Below are 16,973 nucleotides of genomic sequence, written 5' to 3'. Positions count from 1 at the left end.
CGGGGCCCTCGGTCGTACGCGCGCGGTCGTACGCGACTGGTGGTGCTACTGCCCGAGGTCGGGGCGGGTGTCCTCGTCCTGCGCCGTGAACGGGGTGTCCTCGATGGTCCGAGGATCGCCACCGCTGGGTCCCGTCCCGGTGCCGGACGTCCCGTTACCGGACGCCCCGGTGGTCTTGTTGCCGGAGGCTTCGTTGGTGGCGTTGCCGGAGGTCGCCGACGGCGACTTCCCGGTGGCGGAGGAATCCTTGCCCGGCTTGTCGGGCGCCTTCGCGCCATCGTTGTCGTCGGACCCGATGTTCTTGAGGCCGTCCTTGACGGCGTCCTGGACCTCCGGGGCCTTGTTCTTGATCGTCTCGGCGGTGGAGCTCACGGTCTCCTGGACCTTCGGGTTGCCCCACAGTTCCTGCGCCTTGGTCTTGATCTGCTCGTAGCTGTCCCTGCCCGCGCGGGCTCCCAGGACGAACCCGGCCGCCATTCCTGCTGTGAAAACCAGTTTGTTCTTCATGCCGTTCTCCCTCCGATGGACTGTGTTCCCTCTGAATCTAGACCATGGCGTCGACGCGTGGCCGACCGCGTCTCAGGAGGAGCGCAGCAGCGGCCGGACGACGTCCGAGGGCGAGGACGTGGCCTGCGGCTGGTGCTCGCGCCGGTTCAGTTCCTCGGCGAGCTCATCGTGACGGATCTCCGTCTCCATGGACGCTTCGCCGTCGTGGACGTACTCGTAGTCCAGCTCGCGATGGATCTTGCTGTTGAGAACCTCGACCTCGGGCAGTTCGAGTGCGGAGAGGTCCTGGGGGAAGTCTTCGGATGGCGTCAGTCTGGTGCTCATGGGCCCTGTTCTCCGGTACGGCGATGACACGAGAATCGGGCCCGCTTCTGGACCGCGTACGCCGGACGAGTCCGACGAATGAACAGCGTATCCGGCACCGATCGATAACGGAAGCGGCGGCTGATCCGTGGCGTCGTCCCGCGTGTCGGTGCCGGACGCTAATCTGTCGCCGGACGTCGTGGAGGGAGGCCGGATGCCCGAGGGTGACAGCGTCTTCCGGCTCGCCGCGCGCCTGAGGAGATCGCTCGACGACCGCACGCTGGTCCGGGGGGACCTGCGGGTACCGGCGCATGCGACCGACGCGCTCGACGGTCTGCGGGTGGTGGAGCACGTAACGCACGGCAAGCATCTGCTGACCCGGTTCGACGGCGGTCTTACCCTCCATACCCATCTGCGGATGCAGGGGTCGTGGACCGTGACCGCTCCGGGCCGGCGACTGCCGTCGCGCCTGCTGCCCGAGGCACGTGTTATCCTCGCCGTGGGGCAGGGGCCCACGGCCTACGGGTTGAACCTGCCGGTCGTCGAACTGCTGGACACCCGGTCGGAGGGCGACGCCGTGGGGCACCTCGGACCCGATCCGCTGCGGCCCGACTGGTCGGCGGCGGAGGCTGCCCGGAGGCTCGCGAGCACCCCGGGGGAGCGTGTGGTGGCCGCACTCCTCGACCAGCGCAGGGTGGCGGGCTTCGGCAACCTCTGGGCCAACGAGCTCTGCTTCCTGCGCGGTGTCCACCCCGACACGGTGATGGCGGACGTCGACGCGCCTGCCCTGGTGGCCCTCGGAGCCCGGTGCCTGCGTTTCTCCGCGACGCAGCCGGGAGCGCACCAGGTGACCACGGGGAACACGCGGCGGGGCGAGCAGCACTGGGTGGCCGGACGGGCCGGGCGGCCCTGCCTGCGCTGCGGGACCACCGTCAGGGTCAGGGCGGAGGTCCCGGACGATCCCGGCCGGCGCCGCACCTGGTGGTGCCCGCGGTGCCAGCCGGCCCCCGCAGCGGCCCCGTAGCCCCGCGGGGCACCCCGCAGCACGGCCAGCACGCCCGGGGGCGCCGGACGGGTGGGAGGATGGACCCGACCACACCGCCGATCCCCCTGAGGATGCCCATGTCCCGGATGCCCCGGACCCCTGACACACAGCTGCCGAACGTCCTCCCCGGCGGGCACGGCCGCACCGCGGCGTCGCGGAGCTCCCGGCCCGCGGACGGCCGGCGGGGCACGCTGTGATCGCCGGGGTCGAGACCGGGGGCACGAAGGTGATCTGCGCCGTCGCCGAGGCACCGGATCCCGGGACCATCCTCGCCGAGACACGGATCGACACCACCTCCCCCGAGCAGACGCTCGCCGCCATCCGTGACTTCCTCGCTCCGAGGGCGGTGGACGGCCGCTTCGATGCGGTGGGCGTCGCCTCCTTCGGCCCTGTGGACGTCGATCCCGACTCGGCCGACTTCGGCACCATCACCTCGACACCGAAGCAGGGGTGGCGTGGCACCGACCTGCTCGCGGGCCTCCGCCTCGCAGCCGGGACCCCCGTCCGCCTCGTGAGCGACGTGACAGGCGCTGCGCTCGGCGAACACCGGTTCGGGGCGGGACGGGGCGTGAGCGATCTCGCCTACGTGACGGTCGGGACGGGTGTGGGCGCCGGTCTCGTGGTGGACGGAGCGCCGTTCACGCAGCGCGCCCACCCGGAGCTGGGGCACCTGCTGGTCCGGCGGCACCCCCAGGACTCCTTCGGCGGTGTCTGCCCGTTCCACGGGGACTGCCTCGAGGGTCTTGCGTCCGGTCCTGCGATCGAGGCCCGCTGGGGCAGACCGGGAACCGACCCCGGGCCCCGGCAGCGGGAGTCCGTGCAGCTGACCTCCTATTACCTGGCCCAACTGCTGGCGACCATCAGCTACACCACGGCGCCGCAGCGGATCGTCGCCGGCGGAGGCGTCATGAAGACCCCCGGTCTGCTCGAGGCGGTCAGGGAGCAGCTGGCGCTGCTGGTGGGCGGGGCGCTGGCGGACCATCCCCTGACGGATCCCGCCAGCGGCTACGTGGTGCGCCCGGAGCTCGGGGACGGCTCGGGGGTCAGGGGCGCACTGTCCCTGGCGAGTGACGCACTGCCTCCGGCGCCCGCCCTTGGCTGAAGCACGCCCCGGCCTGTGCTCCGGGGCGGGGTCGGGAGGATGAGCGTCTCACGCGCCGCCGTCGTGGTGGTCGCTCTGACGGCGGTCTCCACGGTGTTCGGATTCGTGCGCGACGTCGTCATCGCGGCCGTCTACGGCGCCGGCCCGGAACTCGACGCCTACCTCGTGGCGCAGGGTCTGATGAACGTGGTGCTCGGGCTGATCGCCTACGCGATGGCGCGGTCGGTGACGCCCGTCGTCGCCCGGGAGGTCGCTGCCGAGGGGGAACAGTGCCGCGGCCACCGCAGTTTCGACACCGCCATCACGGTGACCATGGTGGTGCTGGGGCTCGGCGCGATCGTCGTCGGGCTGCTCGCCGGGCCCGTGACGGCGGTCCTGGCACCCGGGTTCGAGGGTGCACAGGCGGAGCTGGCGGTGACGCTGACCCGGATCATGCTGCTCGCCACCGTGCTCGTCGCGGGCACGGATCTCCTGGCTGCCGTGGCGCAGGCCCACCGGCGCGTGGTCTGGTCCTCCCTGCAGGGTGTCCCCTTCAACATCATCATGATCGCGGCGGCCGGCCTGTTCGGTCCGAGATACGGCGTCCAGGCGCTCGCCGTCGGCTTCGTGGTGGGATCGGCGGCCCGCCTGCTGCTGCAGCTGCCGCCCCTGAGGTCGCTCGGCCTGAGGGTTCGTCCCCGCCTCGATCTCCGGCTGCCCGGCTTCCGCGAGATCGCGCGCCTCATGCCACCGCTGCTCGTGGGCAGCGCCATCTCCAATGTGAACTCGCTCGTGGATCGCGCCGTCGGCTCCACGCTCGACGACGGCGCGATCACGGCCCTGTCCTACGGGTGGCGGCTCGTCAATCTGCCCGAGACCCTGCTGATCGCCTCGCTGCTGGTTCCGCTCTACCCGGCGCTCGGTGCGGCCGCCGGCAACCTCCCCGAGATCAGGCGGCTGGTGTCCCGGGGTCTGTCCGTGACCATCACCCTCCTCATGCCCCTGACGCTCGTCCTGATGGTCGCCGCCGTCCCGCTGGCCCAGGTGGCCTACGGGCGCGGAGCTTTCTCCGACGGAGATGCGCGATCCACCGCCGTCGCCATCGTCTGGTACGCCCCCGCCCTCGTGGCGATGGGTATGCGGCAGGTGCTCGTCAGCACCTCCTACGCGCTCGGGGACTCCCGGGCGCCGGTGGTGGTCTCGGTGGGTGCGATGGTGATCAACGTGGTGGGGGACATCGTGCTCGCACCCGTGCTGGGGCTCGCGGGCATCGCGCTCGCCACGAGCGCCTCCCTCCTGGCGGCAGCCCTTGCCAACGGCGTGCTCCTCGCGCGGCGGCATGCGGCCGTCGACACCGCGGCGGCCAGGGGGCTCGTGGTGAGGGCCGTGGTGCTGGGCAGCGCGGCGGTCGGCACCGGCGTGGTGATCGGGGCGCTCCTGCCGCCCGCACCGGCGCTCGTCGAGGGTGCCCTGGTGGGTGGCGGGATGCTCGCGGCCTACGTCCTGGGACTGGTTGTCCTCCGGGCCCCGGAGCGCCTGGTCCCCCTCGAGATGCTGCGGGCGGTCCGGCGCCGGTAGGGTGCGGGTCAGCGGCGACGGACCCGGCCGCGGGCCAGGGCCAGCGACGGCAGGGGATCGCGCAGGCTCAGGGTGCTGTGCTGCGCGGTCAGGGCCCAGCGCAGGGAGGCGACGACGTCGCGCAGCATGCCGTTGCGGCGTTCCACACGTGCCCGGCGCAGGTCGCCGGCCAGCCAGGAGTAGCGCCGTCCCGGCCGGGCATCCGGAAGCGTCGGCGCGGGCCCGCCGAGGGCCAGCTCCGCCCAGGTGCGGACGAGTCCTTCTCCCGCGGATTCGGCAAGGGCCAGCGAGCCGAAGAACCGGCCGTTGAAGTCGATCAGGTGGGGGACGCCGTCATGGCCCGTCAGGAATTGCAGTTCCACGAGTCCGTGCCAGCCCAGGTCCTCGAGCAGGGCCTCGACCCTGGTGCTGAGATCCTCGTCGACCGGCACGGTGTAGGCGCGGGCAGAGGCGCCGTTCGGGGTGGGCCAGAGACGCGCGGAGACCTGCTGCGTACGTCCGTACAGCCGGCCCTCGTGGAAGACGCCGATCAGGGCGCCGAGCGTCCCGGCGACCACCTCCTGCAGGATCGGCTGCGCACCGGCGTCGCGGATCCGCTCCACCTGCGCCAGGGCGTCGCCGGTCGTGGCGAAGAGTTTCGCCTCGATCCGGAGCGACTGCGTCTGGTCCGGCGCCCAGTGCTCCTTGCACTTGACGACCACCGGCCCGTCCCACGCGGCGAGCGCCTCGTCCGTGGCCAGTACCGCGCGGGGGGACGCCAGTCCGACCGTCGCAGCGTGATCGGCGAGGCGCATCTTGTCCAGGACGGTCTCGACGACGTCGAACGGGGGGTGCGCCACGGGCAGCGGAAGCTGCTCACGGTAGGCGGAGAGTGCAGCCATCCAGTCGTCCCCGCCGCCGAAGACGAGATCGAACGATCCGGACAGCGCCGCACGCCGGACCCCCTCGACGAAGTCCCGGCCATCGTGGCGCGGACGCGGTACGCGGTAGCTCGCATGGCTGGCACGCGAGGAGCCGAGGACGCCGCCGCCGTCGGGGGTGCCCACACCCACGTACCAGCCTGCGGCGCGGAAGGCACGGATCGCGGCGAGGGCGCCCCGGTCGCGCCCCGTGGCCACGATCAGCACGCGGCGCCGCGGCGGTCCCGGCGAGGCGTCGCCGGAGGCAGCGGCGTCCTTGGCGGACCGGTGGAGCATTCGGTACCTCGATGATGCAATCGGCGGGCGGCCCGGGCTCGGCCGCGACGTGGCGTGCGACGGCCTCGAAGCCGTCCCTAGACAGGGTAGTCACTGCGGCGGGCGGGGGCAGCATCGGCGCCGCCGTCCGCGCGGACCGGGGGAGTCGCCGGCCTGCTGTCGCCGCCGGCGCTCCGCCCGGCGCCAGAGGGGCCCGGGACGGCACTGGCGTAGGCTGGAAACCTGCGGACATGTTCGCGTCACTCCAGGCGCAGTCCGCGAGGAGGCGCAATTGGTACAACGCATGGCAGACCCTACCTATAGGGAGCAGCAGTGGGATCAGCGGTACGATCCGCAGATCGAGGACGTGAACCGGCTCTGTGACACGCTGGCGGAAGCCAAGCCGGGGTCCTCGGTGCCCTACATCGACCCGATCCATGACGTGGACGGCTGCAAGATCGTCAGTCTCTTCTCGAATCCCGGCGCCTCACTGCCCTCCGGTTTCGTCTCGTTCGAGAACGACGACCCCAGTTCCGTCCGGATGGCCGGGATCTACGAGGCCGTGGGCCTCCGCCCCGACGCCTTCATGCCCTGGAACGCCCACCCGTGGTACATCCCGGAGGGCAAGGACCGGGCGCTGACCATGGACCAGATCTCCGACGGTGTGAAGCCGTTGCTCTCGTTCCTCCAGCAGGTCCCGCGGGCGTCCGCACTCATCGCCCACGGCGCGGACGCGCACAAGGCCGCGCGCCGGCTCATGAAGCTCGAGAACCGGGCGATCGTCAAGCGCGGCTTCAAGATCTACGAGGTCCGGGCACCGGGGGAGCGCGCCTTCAAGGGCACGCCCGCCAACCAGGAACTGTGGCTGAAGGACATCCAGTCCGCGTACACCGACGCGATGGGCAGGGCGGGGATCCGCGCGAGCCAGTCGATCTGAGGTGGATCACCGGGCGTCGGTCACCGCGGCGCCGCTCCGCCGATGCAGCGCGCTGCGCTCCCCGGTTCAGGCCGACCCGGACACGGAGCGTACGGGCATCATGTCCGCACGTGGTGCCTCGGTGGCTCTCCGTAGGGACAGTCCGCGCAGGGTCGCCGTGACGTCCTCGAGCGACTGCTGCACCCAGGCGAAGGCTTCGTCGTCCATGCTGCGTGCCTCGGACTCCGGGGCGGCGAAGCGATGGGCCAGCGCGAGGCGTGCGATCGCCGCTTCGAGGGCCCCGAGCAGTTCGTTCGACTCGTCGGCATGACGATCGGCGAGGGCGGCGAAGCCCTCGGCGTCCTTGCCGCCGGGCATCATCAGGAGCCGTGAGCGGCGGGGCCGGGACACGTCAGGTATGATGGAGGGCGGGCGCTGCTGGGGCATCTGAGACCTTCTGTGAGTCATGTAAGCACCCGGAACGGTCCAGGGTGCGCAAGCATCGACCCGACAAGTGTGCCATCACCAGCGGCTACCGACCATCACCGTGGGCACAGGATCGCCGCAGCAGATCGGCCTACGGGCCTCGAAGCCGCTACTCCCCGTCCTTGCTCGTCAGGTAGGTGGAGCCGTCCGCGTTACGCACCACGGTCCACTGCTGGAGTTGCTCCTGGCGGGTCCGCTGCGCATCGTCGTCGAGATAGACGACCGGACCCGCCGTCGAGCCCTGCTGTGCGGGGCCGAAGAACATGCGGAGCGTCCCCGTGACTCTCATGAAGCGTGCGGAGAGGGATGTTCTTCTGTTCACAGCATGTTCCTTCGCGACGGTGCAGGGTCACGGCCCGACGATGCGGACCGAGGGTCACCGCGGTGTTGGGTACGGGCCGCCCTCGCGACTCCGTGCGGCGGTGTCCTGACTCTCAGGGTACCCACGGCTCGACGTCGGCATCGCTTCCCGACCTCCTGATGCGATGCGGTTGTAGCGTGAGGGAGTGCCTGCGCTGACATGCCCGCTGATTCCCTCGACGCCGTCCGGGTGGGAGAGGTGACGATCGTGCCGGATGCCACCCGCCCGGTCGCGGCGATCGTTGCTGCGGACTCGACCGTGGGCTGGGTGGCGTGGCCCGATGCGCCCATGCCCCCCAGGGCGATCGGCGAAGCGCGCCTATGGCCCACCTCGACCGGAGCGTGGCTCGTCTACACGGCGGAGGACGATGACGATCCGGAGCTGTGCCGGCAGAGTTCAGCCGTGTTCATCACGGCTCAGGGAGTGGGAGCGGCCTGTGATCTCGGCGTGGGTCAGTTGGTAGGGGTCGACGACGGCGGGTTGTGGGTCGGCGAGTCGAGCCCGGCCACGCTCCGGTCAGGGCCGGACGCTCGCGGGGGACTCCCGCCCGGCAGGCCGCTCCCGACCCCGGCCACCGATCTCGTGCGTGTCCACACGGACGGCACGCGCTCGGTGATCGTCGTCGATCATCTCGTGCACCGGGCCGCCCTCGCAGGGACCCGGCTCATGGTGCAGTTCTACCCCACAGGACCACGTAAGGAACTGGACCTGCAGCACGCCGGTTGGACGATCGTCCATGAGGCCCGCGAGGTCGACCTCGACGCCGGCGACGGGCTGCCACCCAGGATCGACACCGACGAGCTGGCATCACGACCGGTCCTCGAGGACGACGACGAGGAGTCATGGGAGGCCGACCTCGGGCGGCAGCGACATGCGGTCGATGCATGGACCGACCGGCTCGAGCTGAACGGGGTCGACGGCATCGAGTGGCCGCTGGCGCCGGTCACCGAGGAAGCCCGCAACTCGTCCATCACCAGGATCCGTGCCCGGTTCGAGGGCCTCGGGGATCCCTACCTCCTGTGGACGAGCGACGATCACGTGGTGCGTCGCTCACCGAGCGACTACCGGGCCGTGGAGGTCACCGAATCGGGTGAATGGCCCGGGACGGAGATCATCGTCTCGTTCGAGCACTGCCGGGTCCACGATCTGCGCCTGAGGAGGCGGTACCGGGTGTTCGACGACGCCGGACGCCCGCGCACCTGGGCCTACGCCACGGTCCACCTCGAGGAGGACATCGCCACCGGTGCTGTTCCGCCCCGCTCAGCAGCAGTGGACGGCGTTCTCGAGATCTGACGGTCCTGCCGGGCGGGCCGAGTTGCCGACCGTCAGCGTGCCGCGTGGTCGATGCCCACCTGATCCACCTTGCGGTGGAAGTGCATGCCGGCCTTGCCGCCCACGATGGCGGCGATGAGCGGGACGATGACGGCGATCGCGAGCCCGATCAGGCCGCTGGTGGTCAGGGCGCTGCCGTCCACCGGGATGGAGGGGACGCCTTCGATGTTCGACAGGACATTGAACTGGTCTCCTGCGATGGCGGCGAGAATGGCCAGCACGATGGCGATGATGATCCCCCACAGCCACACGGCCAGGCCCTGCTTGGCGCCATCGAAGCGTGCCATGCGTCCAGCGACGTAGCCGCCGCAGTAGTAGGCGATGAAGAGGATGACTCCCAGGATGATCCCGCTGACCACGCCGATGGTCTGCGCGTTCTCCTGTGCTTGGTTCGCGGCGTCGTTCGCGCTGGAGGTGTTGGCCGCTCCGACGCCCACACCGATGGCTGCGGCGATGGTGCTGAGGATGACGGTCAGGCCGATCGCGGTCAACCAGCCGAAGAAGGCGGACCCGAACTTGATCCCGCCGTATCGTGCCTTCTCTGCTGCGACGACGTCGTTGCGCCGGGCCTTGGGGGTGCTTGCGCCTGAGGTGTTTGATGACGCCATGGGGATCATCCTCCTTCTGCTGGTCCGCCTTCGGGTGAGGACGAGATTGTGATCAGTACCCTTACTACCTTGCGGCGCGGGGACGTTCAGGGCAAGTCACGGTTCGGGATGCAGCAATGGCGGGGAGCATTTGACCGGACGACCTCGCGTGAGGCAGGGGCACTGTTGTCCACCACGAATGTCGCACGCTCCCGCGGCCGAGCGTCATCGAGGTAGAGCCGCTGCCCCTCGACATAGCGACGCATGCTGGGGTGACCGGGATCCGGGTTGCTGCCGTCGCGGACCGCCATGCGCGCAGCGGTCACGGCGAACGGGACATCGAGGAACACCGATGCGTCCCAGTAGCCGATCAGCGCGTCGCGGTGCAGGAACATGCCTTCGACGACGACCAGCGCTGCTGCTGGGCCGTGGACCTTCGGAGACGGTGCGGTCCGGTCAGCCACGGGGTCGTAGGACGCAGGCGAGTACCAGCCGTCTCCTGCAGGACCGAGGGGCTCGAGTACCAGTTCGTGCAACGCCTTGTAGTTGTAGGTGTCCTTCCAGAATCCCTCCGGCGAGTCCCGTCCCCTGGAGTATCTGATGTGGGTCGGGTTGAGGAAGTTGTCCGCATGGATGACGATGACCGGCCGATCCCGAATATGGGCTGCAAGCTCGGCGGCGAACGTCGTTTTCCCGCTGCCGTCGACCCCGTCGATGGCCATGAGGCGACCGTCGACGCCGACAGCGGCAAGAAGGTCGTTGCTCAACATCTCCATGAACCGGCCCATATCGCCATGTTCCCTGAACGGACGACGTCGCCCGTGCCGGCCGGCTCCCTACGACTGCGCCGTGTCCAGCACTCTGCAGTGCTAATTGATGGCTACTGCGAGCCCGAGCACGCCAAGGGCGAGGATCGGGAACAACCAGTTGGTGAGGTGGAGGAATACCTTTGCTCGCGTTCCGGTGCTCCGCCCTGCGGAGAGCGGGTCGGTGATGGCGTCGTCGCTCGTGGAGTGGACAGTCCGGACGGTATTCAGGACGGCCTGGGCGATCATGACGAAGGTACTCCCGATGACCCACGGGAGCGGGTCGACTGCAAGCCACGCTTCGGCCGTGGTCCTGGGAGCCACTACGGCCGAGAACGCCCCTGACAGCGATCCCATCATGACGAGAACCAGGAGAATCCAGAAGTGGCGCACGGCTGCATCGATGTAGAGCGGTAAAAGGGCGATCAGCACGACGGGAACGAGCAGGAGTGCGAGCTGCGCGGGGGAGACCAGCATCTGCTCGGCTCGGACCAGAGAGATTATGGCCTGATTGAAGAGCAGGAACGCCAGCAGGCCCACGAGGGACGGCCAGAGCGATCTACGCAGCCAGTCGTGGTCTGGATCGGCTGGGAGATCGAGTGAATCCGCGTACTCCCGTGCCGGCCCGAATGCTTCCTCGGCGCTCTGGCCCGTATCGTGCAGGAGCTCACGGACACTGGCCAGGGTGTCGCCGATGGCGCTTCCGTGGACCTGACGGAGGCGGAGTTCGAGCGTGAGTTCGTCGAACCACTTCTTGTCACTGGTCTGCTGCCTCATGCGGAGGGCTCCTTCGGACGTCGTTCTGGGTCGAGGTAGTCGATGCTGAGCTGGGTGAATCGGAACCAGTCGGCGCTGAGCCGAGCGAGTTCGGCGTGTCCGCGCTCGGTGAGGTCGAAGTACTTGCGGCCGGGGCCGCCGTCGCCGGCTCTCCACTCGGTGGAGACCAGTCCGGCGGCTTCGTAGCGCGTGAGGAGCGGGTACAGGGTGCCGCCTTTGATGGTGCCGAAGCCGTGGCGTTCGAGCTCGCTGATGATCGCGTACCCGTAGGAGGGCCCGGTGGACAGGGCGCGGAGGGCGAGAAGGCCCAGTGTTGCCCGTAGCCAATCGCTCGGCCACTCGACGCCCTCCGCACTAGCGGGGCCCGAGGTTGTCAGTTCCATGACTATATTGTGTGTCTAAGTAGTTAGCCTGTAAAGCCCGTCCAAGAGGTTGTCCCATAGGGCACACCATTGACGCTCTCCGGCCCGCTTGCTTCACTGACCCAATGCGACAAGTCCTGGTGCTCGGTGGAACGGCCTGGCTCGGCTCGGAGATCGCTCGTCAGCTGATGGCCAACGGAGATGCTGTCACCTGCCTGGCCCGCGGAGAGTCAGGTGGCTCCCCCGCTGGGACCGCCTTCGTGCAGGCGGACCGATACTCCCCGGATGCGTACGCGGCAGTAGCCGATCAGTCGTGGGACGACGTCGTCGAGCTCTCCTACGAGCCCGTGCTCGTCCAGGGTGCCGTCGATGCGCTCGCCGAGAGGGCGGAGCACTGGACCCTGGTGTCGTCCGTCTCCGTATACGCATCGAACTCCGACGCGGGTGCTGACGAGTCCGCGCCGCTGCTCGATCCGGTCGATCCCGAAGACTACGGGCAAGCGAAGGTCGCTGCCGAGCAGGCGTCGCTGGAAGCGCTTGGACGGCGCCTGCTCGTCGTTCGCCCAGGACTGATCGCAGGGGCCGGGGACGGGAGCGACAGGTTCGGCTACTGGGTAGGGCGCTTCGCGCTCGCACAGGACGGGCCGGTGCTCTCACCTGTCGCCGGGAGTCGCGCCGTCCAGGTGATCGACGTCGAGGATCTTGCAGCCTTCATGGTGAAAGCAGGCGAGGACGATCTCACCGGTGTCATCAACGCCACCGGTGACCAGTACGCCCTCGCAGACGTGTTCGCGCTCGCAGCCGAGGTTGCGAGCTTCGCAGGAGAGCGGGTGGTCGTAGCCGATGAATGGCTTCTTCGACACGATGTTCGCTATTGGGCCGGCCCCCGATCACTTCCTCTGTGGCTTCCCGAAGCTGATGCGGCCTTCGCCCAACGGGACAACGCCGCCTTCCATGCTGCCGGTGGCGAGTTGCAGGATCTTCGTCGAACCATGCAGCGCTGCCTGGACTTCGAGCGGCGGCTCGGCCTCGACCGAGAGCGTAGATCCGGGCTGAGTAGAGCCGAGGAACTCGATCTGCTCGGTCAGCTTCCGCGCTGACCGCACCGGTCTTGTCGAATAAGGGGACGCCTAGGAATAATTAAGTTCCTCGTAGGTCGACCAGAAGTCGTCCATCGACCGCGGCTGACCCAGGAGCAGCGACTCGAAATACAGAAGGTGATCATGCCGAGGAGCTGCCCCGGTTCGTACTCCTGAACGAGGCTGGTGCAGCAGTAGTCCTTTGCATGCTGGAGGGTGAGGACATCGTCTTTCCTGACTCTCCCGGATCTCGTCCGTCTGGGCGGAGCCGTGTCTCGCCGCGTAGATGACGTCTTCGTGAATCTGGGGCATCGAGGAATTCGCTCCGGGTCCACGGGAGAACCTGTATCTAGGTGAAGTTCTCCGTGACGAGGAAGGCGGCGCCGCGGCGGACGAGCTCCTCGAGGACCTCGAGATCGACGCTCGCCAGCGACGTGATGTAGAGGCAGCCGACACCGCGGCGGTGCTTGCCGAGAGATTCCAGGAGCTCGTCCGAGGAGGGTGCGGCCAGCAGGCCGTACAGCGCCAGTGCGGAAGCCCTCGGGGAGAAACCGACGGCCAGGGAATTACCCTTGTGGCCCGAGGGATAGGTGTAGCGGTACTCCCCGAAGCCGATCATCGACGATCCCCACATCACGGGCGGCTCCCCGGTGACGGACTCCATGAGCCCCAGCAGGGTCAGTGCGTCGGCCCGCCGCCGCGGATGCTCGACCGCCTCGATGAACGCCCTCAGGTCCTCGGACGTCGGCTGCGTCAGCAGTTCCGCCATGACTGATCACTCCTCCACCAGGTGCGGATCGGTGTGTCCACTCTAGACCCCGCCACGGGAATGGACGGGTGACGCAGCAGATCCATCGCGGGGCAGGAACGGGGGGAGATCCGTGGTGGACTGGGCGTATGACGACCGACGACACGGCAGCATCGGACCGGTTCCTCGCGCCCGAGCTGCCCCGCCCCGTGATCATGGACCAGTGCTGGGCGGATGCGGTCTTCCTCCACTGGCGGATCGACTCCGCGGCCGTGGCGCGGTACATGCCCGCCGGCGTGGTCCCCGACGAGGTGGATGGCTCGTCCTGGGTGGGCCTGATCGGTTTCCGCATGGTGGGCGCCGGTCTGGGCCAGGGCTTGCCCGTCCCGTACTTCGGCTCGTTCACCGAGATCAACGTGCGGCTCTACTCCCGTGGCCCCGACGGCACCCGTGGCGTCGTGTTCGTCACCCTCGATGCCTCGCGTCTCGCCGTGGTCCTCGCGGCGAGGGCCGGAGGCATCCCCTACGTCTGGTCGAGGTGCTCGCCCATCCACGACCAGCGAGGGTACGGGTACGACGTCGTCCGGTTCCGCAGACAGGCGAGGTCCCGCTTCGCCGTCGAGCCCGATACCGCACGGACGGCGGACGACACGGTGTCCCTGGAGCTCACGGCACGCTTCGGCCTGCACAGCACCCTGGCCGGCCGGACGCTCTACATCCCCAACACGCACACGCCGTGGCCGCTGCACCCTGCGACCGTCACCGGGCTCGACGACGGCCTGCTCGCCGCCGCGGGACTGATCGTGGACGGCCCGCCCGACTCGGTGCTCTTCTCCCCTGGTGTGCAGACCCAGTTCGGCCGGCCCCGTGTGGTGGCCGCGGACTGAGGGGGTCGGCGGACCGAGTGGGTCAGCCGAGCGAGATGCCCGAGGGCCGGATGCTCAGCGTCTCGATGGCCGATTCCCGTGTGGTGTCGACCGCCAGCCGCACCGCCTTGGCCACCTGGTCCGGCCGGATCCAGGCTTCGGCGCTGTACTCCTTGCCCTCCCATGCATGCAGCTCCTCCTGCATGTCGGTGGCCACCCTGCCCGGATGGATGGAGCTGACCCGCACGCCGTGCTGCCGCTCCTCCTCGCGCAGTGCGTCGGTGAAGGCGCGCAGCGCGAACTTCGTCCCGCTGTAGATCGCGGAACTCGCGCCGGAGGTGTAACCCGAGCCGCTGTTGATGGTGACAACCTGTCCTCCGGCGGCCCGCAGCGCGGGCAGCAGTGCACGGGTCAGGGCCGCGACGGCGAACAGGTTCACCTCGAAGCTCTCCCGCCAGGCGTCGTCGGTCAGTTCCGCGACCGGGCCCATGCGCAGTATCCCGGCGGAGTGGATCAGGACGTCGAGCCGATCGATCCCGGAGACCCCCGTCGCCACCTGGTCGGCGTCGCGCAGTTCCGCCGCGAACGGCTCGGCCGAGGGGTACGACGACGCCAGTTCCGTCAGCGCAGGCCGGTCGCGTCCACCGAGCAGCAGGTGATGCGTGGTGGCGAGCTCGTCGGCGATGGCGCGCCCGATGCCGCGGGAGGCGCCGGTGATCAGGGCAACAGGGGTGGAAGTCATGTCGTCAGCCTAGCAACGCCGACGCGCGCCACCCCGGCTCCCGCGAGCGGACGGGAGGAAGGCGCCGTTGACAACGTTGCGTCGGTCACACAGACTCGGGAAGCAACAAAAGTTCACCCGGAGACAACACCGCAGGAACGAGAGCCTCATGACCCAGGAACACGTCCGGACACCGGGCCGGTCTGCCTACCGCCGGCTGGCCGATCAGCTCGACACCCACTCCGACGGCTACGGGCCGCTCCGGGGCACGCTCGGCACCGGACGCATGGGGATGATCTGGCTCGCGGCGAATCTCGTGGTCACCACACTCCTCACCGGCACCCTCTTCGTCCCGGGCGTCACCTGGCCGACGGCCATCGGGATGATCGCGCTCGGCACGCTGATCGGCGGCTCCGTACTGGTCCTGGTGGGCAACATGGGTACCCGGACCGGGCTCGCCACGATGTCCCTCACCAAGGGATCGTTCGGTCTCCGCGGATCCTTCCTACCCGTCGCCGCCAATCTCGTCACACTCATGGGCTGGAGCTGGGTGCAGGCGATGCTCGCCGGCGTCACGGTGAACTTCGTGGTCGAGGAGATGACGGGCTTCTCCAGCCCTGTGCTCTTCTCGGTGCTCTGCCAGCTGCTGGTGGTCTGCCTGGCCATCTTCGGACACGCCGGCATCGAGCGCGTGGAGCCCTGGCTGGCCCTCGTGATCCTCGTTTTCATGGCGTACATCTTCACCACGGCCTTCCTCGCCTACAGCCCCGCCGAGTTCGCCGCGATCCCGCAGGACACCGCCGCCGGGTGGACCCCCGCCGTCGTCCTCGACGTCGTGATCGCCACCGCCATCTCCTGGACCGTGCTCTCGGCGGAGTTCAACCGGCTGGCACGCACGCAGGCGGCGGGCATGATCGGCTCCGGTGTGGGCTACGTGCTGTCCACGGTGCTCGCGATGATCCTCGGTGCCACCGCCATCGCCTTCGTGGTGCTCGACGGCGGTGAGGCGGTCGCGTTCGATCCCACCGTCATCGTCGCGATCTTCGGCGCCCCGCTCGCCGTCGTGATCTTCCTGTCCGTGATGGCCACCAACACGATGGTGGTCTACGGCATGGTGTCCTCCGTGGTGAACATGGTGCCCTCGCGCCGCGTCACGTTCCTGCCCACAGCGCTCGTGCTCGGTGCCGTCTCCATCCTCGGGGCCACCTGGCTCGCACTGCTCGACCGCTTCGCGGCCTTCCTCACCGTGGTCGGAGCACTGTTCATCCCGGTCTTCGCGGTCATGCTAGTGGACTACTACCTGGTGCGGTCCCGTCACTACGGTGGCGACATCCTCCGCGGTCGCGGCGGTGCGTACTGGTTCACGGGCGGCGTCAACATCGCCGCCGTCCTCGTGTGGCTGGTCGGCGCGGGGACCTCGCTGGTCCTCACCTACACCCTGCCCAGCCCCATCGGCGCGACCATCCCCACCTTCGTCCTCTCGGCACTGCTCTACCTGGCGTGGGCCGCTGCGACCGGCCGCATCGATCGCACAGCCCGGAGGCACACGCATCTGCTGGACGAACCGGAGGTGGCGGCGGACCATGCGGATCGTTGATCTGTCCCAGCCCATCCACACCGGCATGCAGGTCTTCCCGGGTGATCCTGCTGTGTCGGTGAACACCGTGGCGACGGTCGCCGAGGACGGCTACCAGGTGGCCTCGCTCCACGCCGGCTCCCACACGGGTACGCATCTCGATGCCCCGCTCCACTCGGTCGTCGACGGCGAGTCCGTGGACGCCATCGATCTCCGCCGCCTCGTGGGCGCGGCGCGCATCGTGGACTGCACGGAGGTGGGAGCGCACGACGTCGTCCCCTGGGCAGCGGTCGAGTCCCAGCTGGAGCGGCTCGAGGGGATCGCCATGGTGCTGTTCCGCACCGGATGGTCGGAGCACTTCGGCGACCAGCGCTATCTCCAGCACCCGGTCCTGGATGCGGAGATCGCCACCCGGCTCCTCGAGGCGGGGGTGACGGTGATGGGAGTGGACAGCCTGAACCCGGACCCCACCCTCGACAACGAAGGGCTGTTGCCGTTCCACGCGATCTTCCTCGGGGCCGGGGGTGTGATCGTGGAGAATCTGACGAATCTCGCAGCGGTCACGTGGGACGATCCGCTTGTCTCCGTGCTGCCGCTCCCGCTCGCCGGGGGCGACGGCGCGCCGGTGCGCGCCGTCGCCCTCGAGCTGGACGTGCCCACGCGCTAG

At 69.2% G+C, this 16,973-nt stretch carries 20 protein-coding genes; 9 read left to right on the top strand and 11 right to left on the bottom strand.

What is annotated here, in order from left to right; all coding sequences use genetic code 11:
* Window positions 1–45 precede the first annotated feature (45 nt).
* Window positions 46–507, bottom strand: coding sequence for a hypothetical protein (locus tag Q0747_RS10650; protein WP_298254418.1), 462 nt, complete (start codon window positions 505–507; stop codon window positions 46–48).
* Window positions 508–579: 72 nt separating this feature from the next.
* Complete coding sequence (locus Q0747_RS10645; protein ID WP_298254416.1) at window positions 580–831, bottom strand: hypothetical protein; 252 nt, start codon at window positions 829–831, stop codon at window positions 580–582.
* A 193-nt stretch (window positions 832–1,024) separates the two neighbouring features.
* Between Q0747_RS10645 and Q0747_RS10640 the strand changes: the two genes are divergently transcribed.
* The 3 genes from Q0747_RS10640 (at window position 1,025) to murJ (ending at window position 4,514) form a co-directional block, all read left to right on the top strand.
* Entirely contained in the window at window positions 1,025–1,834 is an 810-nt protein-coding gene (locus Q0747_RS10640; protein ID WP_298254414.1) for a DNA-formamidopyrimidine glycosylase family protein, read from the top strand.
* 214 nt (window positions 1,835–2,048) lie between these two features.
* Window positions 2,049–2,957 (top strand): ROK family protein, encoded by a 909-nt coding sequence (locus tag Q0747_RS10635; RefSeq protein ID WP_298254412.1) that lies wholly within the window; start codon window positions 2,049–2,051, stop codon window positions 2,955–2,957.
* Between the two features lie 39 nt (window positions 2,958–2,996).
* Window positions 2,997–4,514 (top strand): murein biosynthesis integral membrane protein MurJ, encoded by a 1,518-nt coding sequence (murJ, locus tag Q0747_RS10630; RefSeq protein WP_298254410.1) that lies wholly within the window; start codon window positions 2,997–2,999, stop codon window positions 4,512–4,514.
* An 8-nt stretch (window positions 4,515–4,522) separates the two neighbouring features.
* Here murJ and Q0747_RS10625 read toward each other — a convergent pair whose 3' ends face one another.
* Entirely contained in the window at window positions 4,523–5,710 is a 1,188-nt protein-coding gene (locus Q0747_RS10625) for a hypothetical protein (protein WP_298254408.1), read from the bottom strand.
* Window positions 5,711–5,993: 283 nt separating this feature from the next.
* Here Q0747_RS10625 and Q0747_RS10620 point away from each other — a divergent pair, with 283 nt between their 5' ends.
* Window positions 5,994–6,626 carry a uracil-DNA glycosylase gene (locus Q0747_RS10620; RefSeq protein WP_298254406.1) on the top strand — a complete coding sequence of 211 codons (633 nt, stop codon included), beginning with the start codon at window positions 5,994–5,996 and terminating at the stop codon, window positions 6,624–6,626.
* 66 nt (window positions 6,627–6,692) lie between these two features.
* Here the strand turns inward: Q0747_RS10620 and Q0747_RS10615 are convergent, their stop codons facing one another.
* Both Q0747_RS10615 and Q0747_RS10610 read right to left on the bottom strand, forming a co-directional pair.
* On the bottom strand, window positions 6,693–7,052 hold the full coding sequence (locus Q0747_RS10615) for a hypothetical protein (protein ID WP_298254404.1): 360 nt from the start codon (window positions 7,050–7,052) through the stop codon (window positions 6,693–6,695).
* Window positions 7,053–7,200: 148 nt separating this feature from the next.
* Window positions 7,201–7,413 (bottom strand): hypothetical protein, encoded by a 213-nt coding sequence (locus tag Q0747_RS10610; protein ID WP_298254403.1) that lies wholly within the window; start codon window positions 7,411–7,413, stop codon window positions 7,201–7,203.
* Between the two features lie 198 nt (window positions 7,414–7,611).
* Here Q0747_RS10610 and Q0747_RS10605 point away from each other — a divergent pair, with 198 nt between their 5' ends.
* Window positions 7,612–8,745, top strand: coding sequence for a hypothetical protein (locus Q0747_RS10605; RefSeq protein WP_298254401.1), 1,134 nt, complete (start codon window positions 7,612–7,614; stop codon window positions 8,743–8,745).
* Window positions 8,746–8,777: 32 nt separating this feature from the next.
* On the opposite strand, the gene Q0747_RS10600 is transcribed toward Q0747_RS10605, so the two are convergent.
* From Q0747_RS10600 to Q0747_RS10585, 4 genes are all read right to left on the bottom strand, one after another.
* A complete protein-coding gene (locus tag Q0747_RS10600) occupies window positions 8,778–9,392 on the bottom strand; it encodes a hypothetical protein (RefSeq protein ID WP_298254399.1) in 615 nt (204 codons plus the stop codon).
* Window positions 9,393–9,478: 86 nt separating this feature from the next.
* Complete coding sequence (locus Q0747_RS10595; protein ID WP_298254397.1) at window positions 9,479–10,147, bottom strand: uridine kinase; 669 nt, start codon at window positions 10,145–10,147, stop codon at window positions 9,479–9,481.
* Window positions 10,148–10,240: 93 nt separating this feature from the next.
* Window positions 10,241–10,954: a hypothetical protein gene (locus Q0747_RS10590; RefSeq protein ID WP_298254395.1), complete on the bottom strand. Its 714-nt coding sequence runs from the start codon at window positions 10,952–10,954 to the stop codon at window positions 10,241–10,243.
* Window positions 10,951–11,337 (bottom strand): PadR family transcriptional regulator, encoded by a 387-nt coding sequence (locus tag Q0747_RS10585; protein WP_298254393.1) that lies wholly within the window; start codon window positions 11,335–11,337, stop codon window positions 10,951–10,953. The genes Q0747_RS10590 and Q0747_RS10585 overlap by 4 nt, the downstream gene beginning before the upstream one ends.
* Window positions 11,338–11,441: 104 nt before the next feature.
* Between Q0747_RS10585 and Q0747_RS10580 the strand changes: the two genes are divergently transcribed.
* Window positions 11,442–12,416 (top strand): NAD-dependent epimerase/dehydratase family protein, encoded by a 975-nt coding sequence (locus Q0747_RS10580; RefSeq protein ID WP_298254391.1) that lies wholly within the window; start codon window positions 11,442–11,444, stop codon window positions 12,414–12,416.
* A gap of 328 nt (window positions 12,417–12,744) precedes the next feature.
* On the opposite strand, the gene Q0747_RS10575 is transcribed toward Q0747_RS10580, so the two are convergent.
* Window positions 12,745–13,164, bottom strand: coding sequence for a DUF1801 domain-containing protein (locus Q0747_RS10575; protein WP_298254389.1), 420 nt, complete (start codon window positions 13,162–13,164; stop codon window positions 12,745–12,747).
* Between the two features lie 128 nt (window positions 13,165–13,292).
* Between Q0747_RS10575 and Q0747_RS10570 the strand changes: the two genes are divergently transcribed.
* Window positions 13,293–14,030, top strand: coding sequence for a YqjF family protein (locus Q0747_RS10570; protein ID WP_298254388.1), 738 nt, complete (start codon window positions 13,293–13,295; stop codon window positions 14,028–14,030).
* A gap of 22 nt (window positions 14,031–14,052) precedes the next feature.
* Here Q0747_RS10570 and Q0747_RS10565 read toward each other — a convergent pair whose 3' ends face one another.
* Window positions 14,053–14,751, bottom strand: coding sequence for an SDR family oxidoreductase (locus tag Q0747_RS10565; protein WP_298254386.1), 699 nt, complete (start codon window positions 14,749–14,751; stop codon window positions 14,053–14,055).
* 148 nt (window positions 14,752–14,899) lie between these two features.
* Between Q0747_RS10565 and Q0747_RS10560 the strand changes: the two genes are divergently transcribed.
* Both Q0747_RS10560 and Q0747_RS10555 read left to right on the top strand, forming a co-directional pair.
* The gene (locus tag Q0747_RS10560; RefSeq protein ID WP_298254384.1) at window positions 14,900–16,327 is read left to right on the top strand and encodes a cytosine permease; all 1,428 of its coding nucleotides are present in this window, start codon (window positions 14,900–14,902) and stop codon (window positions 16,325–16,327) included.
* Entirely contained in the window at window positions 16,314–16,973 is a 660-nt protein-coding gene (locus Q0747_RS10555) for a cyclase family protein (protein ID WP_298254382.1), read from the top strand. Before Q0747_RS10560 ends, Q0747_RS10555 begins: the two co-directional genes overlap by 14 nt.

Source organism: uncultured Arthrobacter sp. (assembly GCF_947493765.1).
In the GTDB taxonomy this organism is placed as follows: domain Bacteria; phylum Actinomycetota; class Actinomycetes; order Actinomycetales; family Micrococcaceae; genus Arthrobacter_D.
This window is presented reverse-complemented; position numbering and strand designations above follow the sequence as displayed.

Excerpts from the sequence above, each read along its gene's own strand:
- Q0747_RS10650 (WP_298254418.1), bottom strand. The coding sequence starts at position 507 with ATGAAGAACAAACTGGTTTTCACAGCAGGAATGGCGGCCGGGTTCGTC.
- Q0747_RS10645 (WP_298254416.1), bottom strand. The coding sequence starts at position 831 with ATGAGCACCAGACTGACGCCATCCGAAGACTTCCCCCAGGACCTCTCC.
- Q0747_RS10640 (WP_298254414.1), top strand. The coding sequence starts at position 1,025 with ATGCCCGAGGGTGACAGCGTCTTCCGGCTCGCCGCGCGCCTGAGGAGA.
- murJ (WP_298254410.1), top strand. The coding sequence starts at position 2,997 with ATGAGCGTCTCACGCGCCGCCGTCGTGGTGGTCGCTCTGACGGCGGTC.
- Q0747_RS10625 (WP_298254408.1), bottom strand. The coding sequence starts at position 5,710 with ATGCTCCACCGGTCCGCCAAGGACGCCGCTGCCTCCGGCGACGCCTCG.
- Q0747_RS10620 (WP_298254406.1), top strand. The coding sequence starts at position 5,994 with ATGGCAGACCCTACCTATAGGGAGCAGCAGTGGGATCAGCGGTACGAT.
- Q0747_RS10615 (WP_298254404.1), bottom strand. The coding sequence starts at position 7,052 with ATGCCCCAGCAGCGCCCGCCCTCCATCATACCTGACGTGTCCCGGCCC.
- Q0747_RS10605 (WP_298254401.1), top strand. The coding sequence starts at position 7,612 with ATGCCCGCTGATTCCCTCGACGCCGTCCGGGTGGGAGAGGTGACGATC.
- Q0747_RS10600 (WP_298254399.1), bottom strand. The coding sequence starts at position 9,392 with ATGGCGTCATCAAACACCTCAGGCGCAAGCACCCCCAAGGCCCGGCGC.
- Q0747_RS10595 (WP_298254397.1), bottom strand. The coding sequence starts at position 10,147 with ATGGAGATGTTGAGCAACGACCTTCTTGCCGCTGTCGGCGTCGACGGT.
- Q0747_RS10590 (WP_298254395.1), bottom strand. The coding sequence starts at position 10,954 with ATGAGGCAGCAGACCAGTGACAAGAAGTGGTTCGACGAACTCACGCTC.
- Q0747_RS10585 (WP_298254393.1), bottom strand. The coding sequence starts at position 11,337 with ATGGAACTGACAACCTCGGGCCCCGCTAGTGCGGAGGGCGTCGAGTGG.
- Q0747_RS10580 (WP_298254391.1), top strand. The coding sequence starts at position 11,442 with ATGCGACAAGTCCTGGTGCTCGGTGGAACGGCCTGGCTCGGCTCGGAG.
- Q0747_RS10575 (WP_298254389.1), bottom strand. The coding sequence starts at position 13,164 with ATGGCGGAACTGCTGACGCAGCCGACGTCCGAGGACCTGAGGGCGTTC.
- Q0747_RS10570 (WP_298254388.1), top strand. The coding sequence starts at position 13,293 with ATGACGACCGACGACACGGCAGCATCGGACCGGTTCCTCGCGCCCGAG.
- Q0747_RS10565 (WP_298254386.1), bottom strand. The coding sequence starts at position 14,751 with ATGACTTCCACCCCTGTTGCCCTGATCACCGGCGCCTCCCGCGGCATC.
- Q0747_RS10560 (WP_298254384.1), top strand. The coding sequence starts at position 14,900 with ATGACCCAGGAACACGTCCGGACACCGGGCCGGTCTGCCTACCGCCGG.
- Q0747_RS10555 (WP_298254382.1), top strand. The coding sequence starts at position 16,314 with ATGCGGATCGTTGATCTGTCCCAGCCCATCCACACCGGCATGCAGGTC.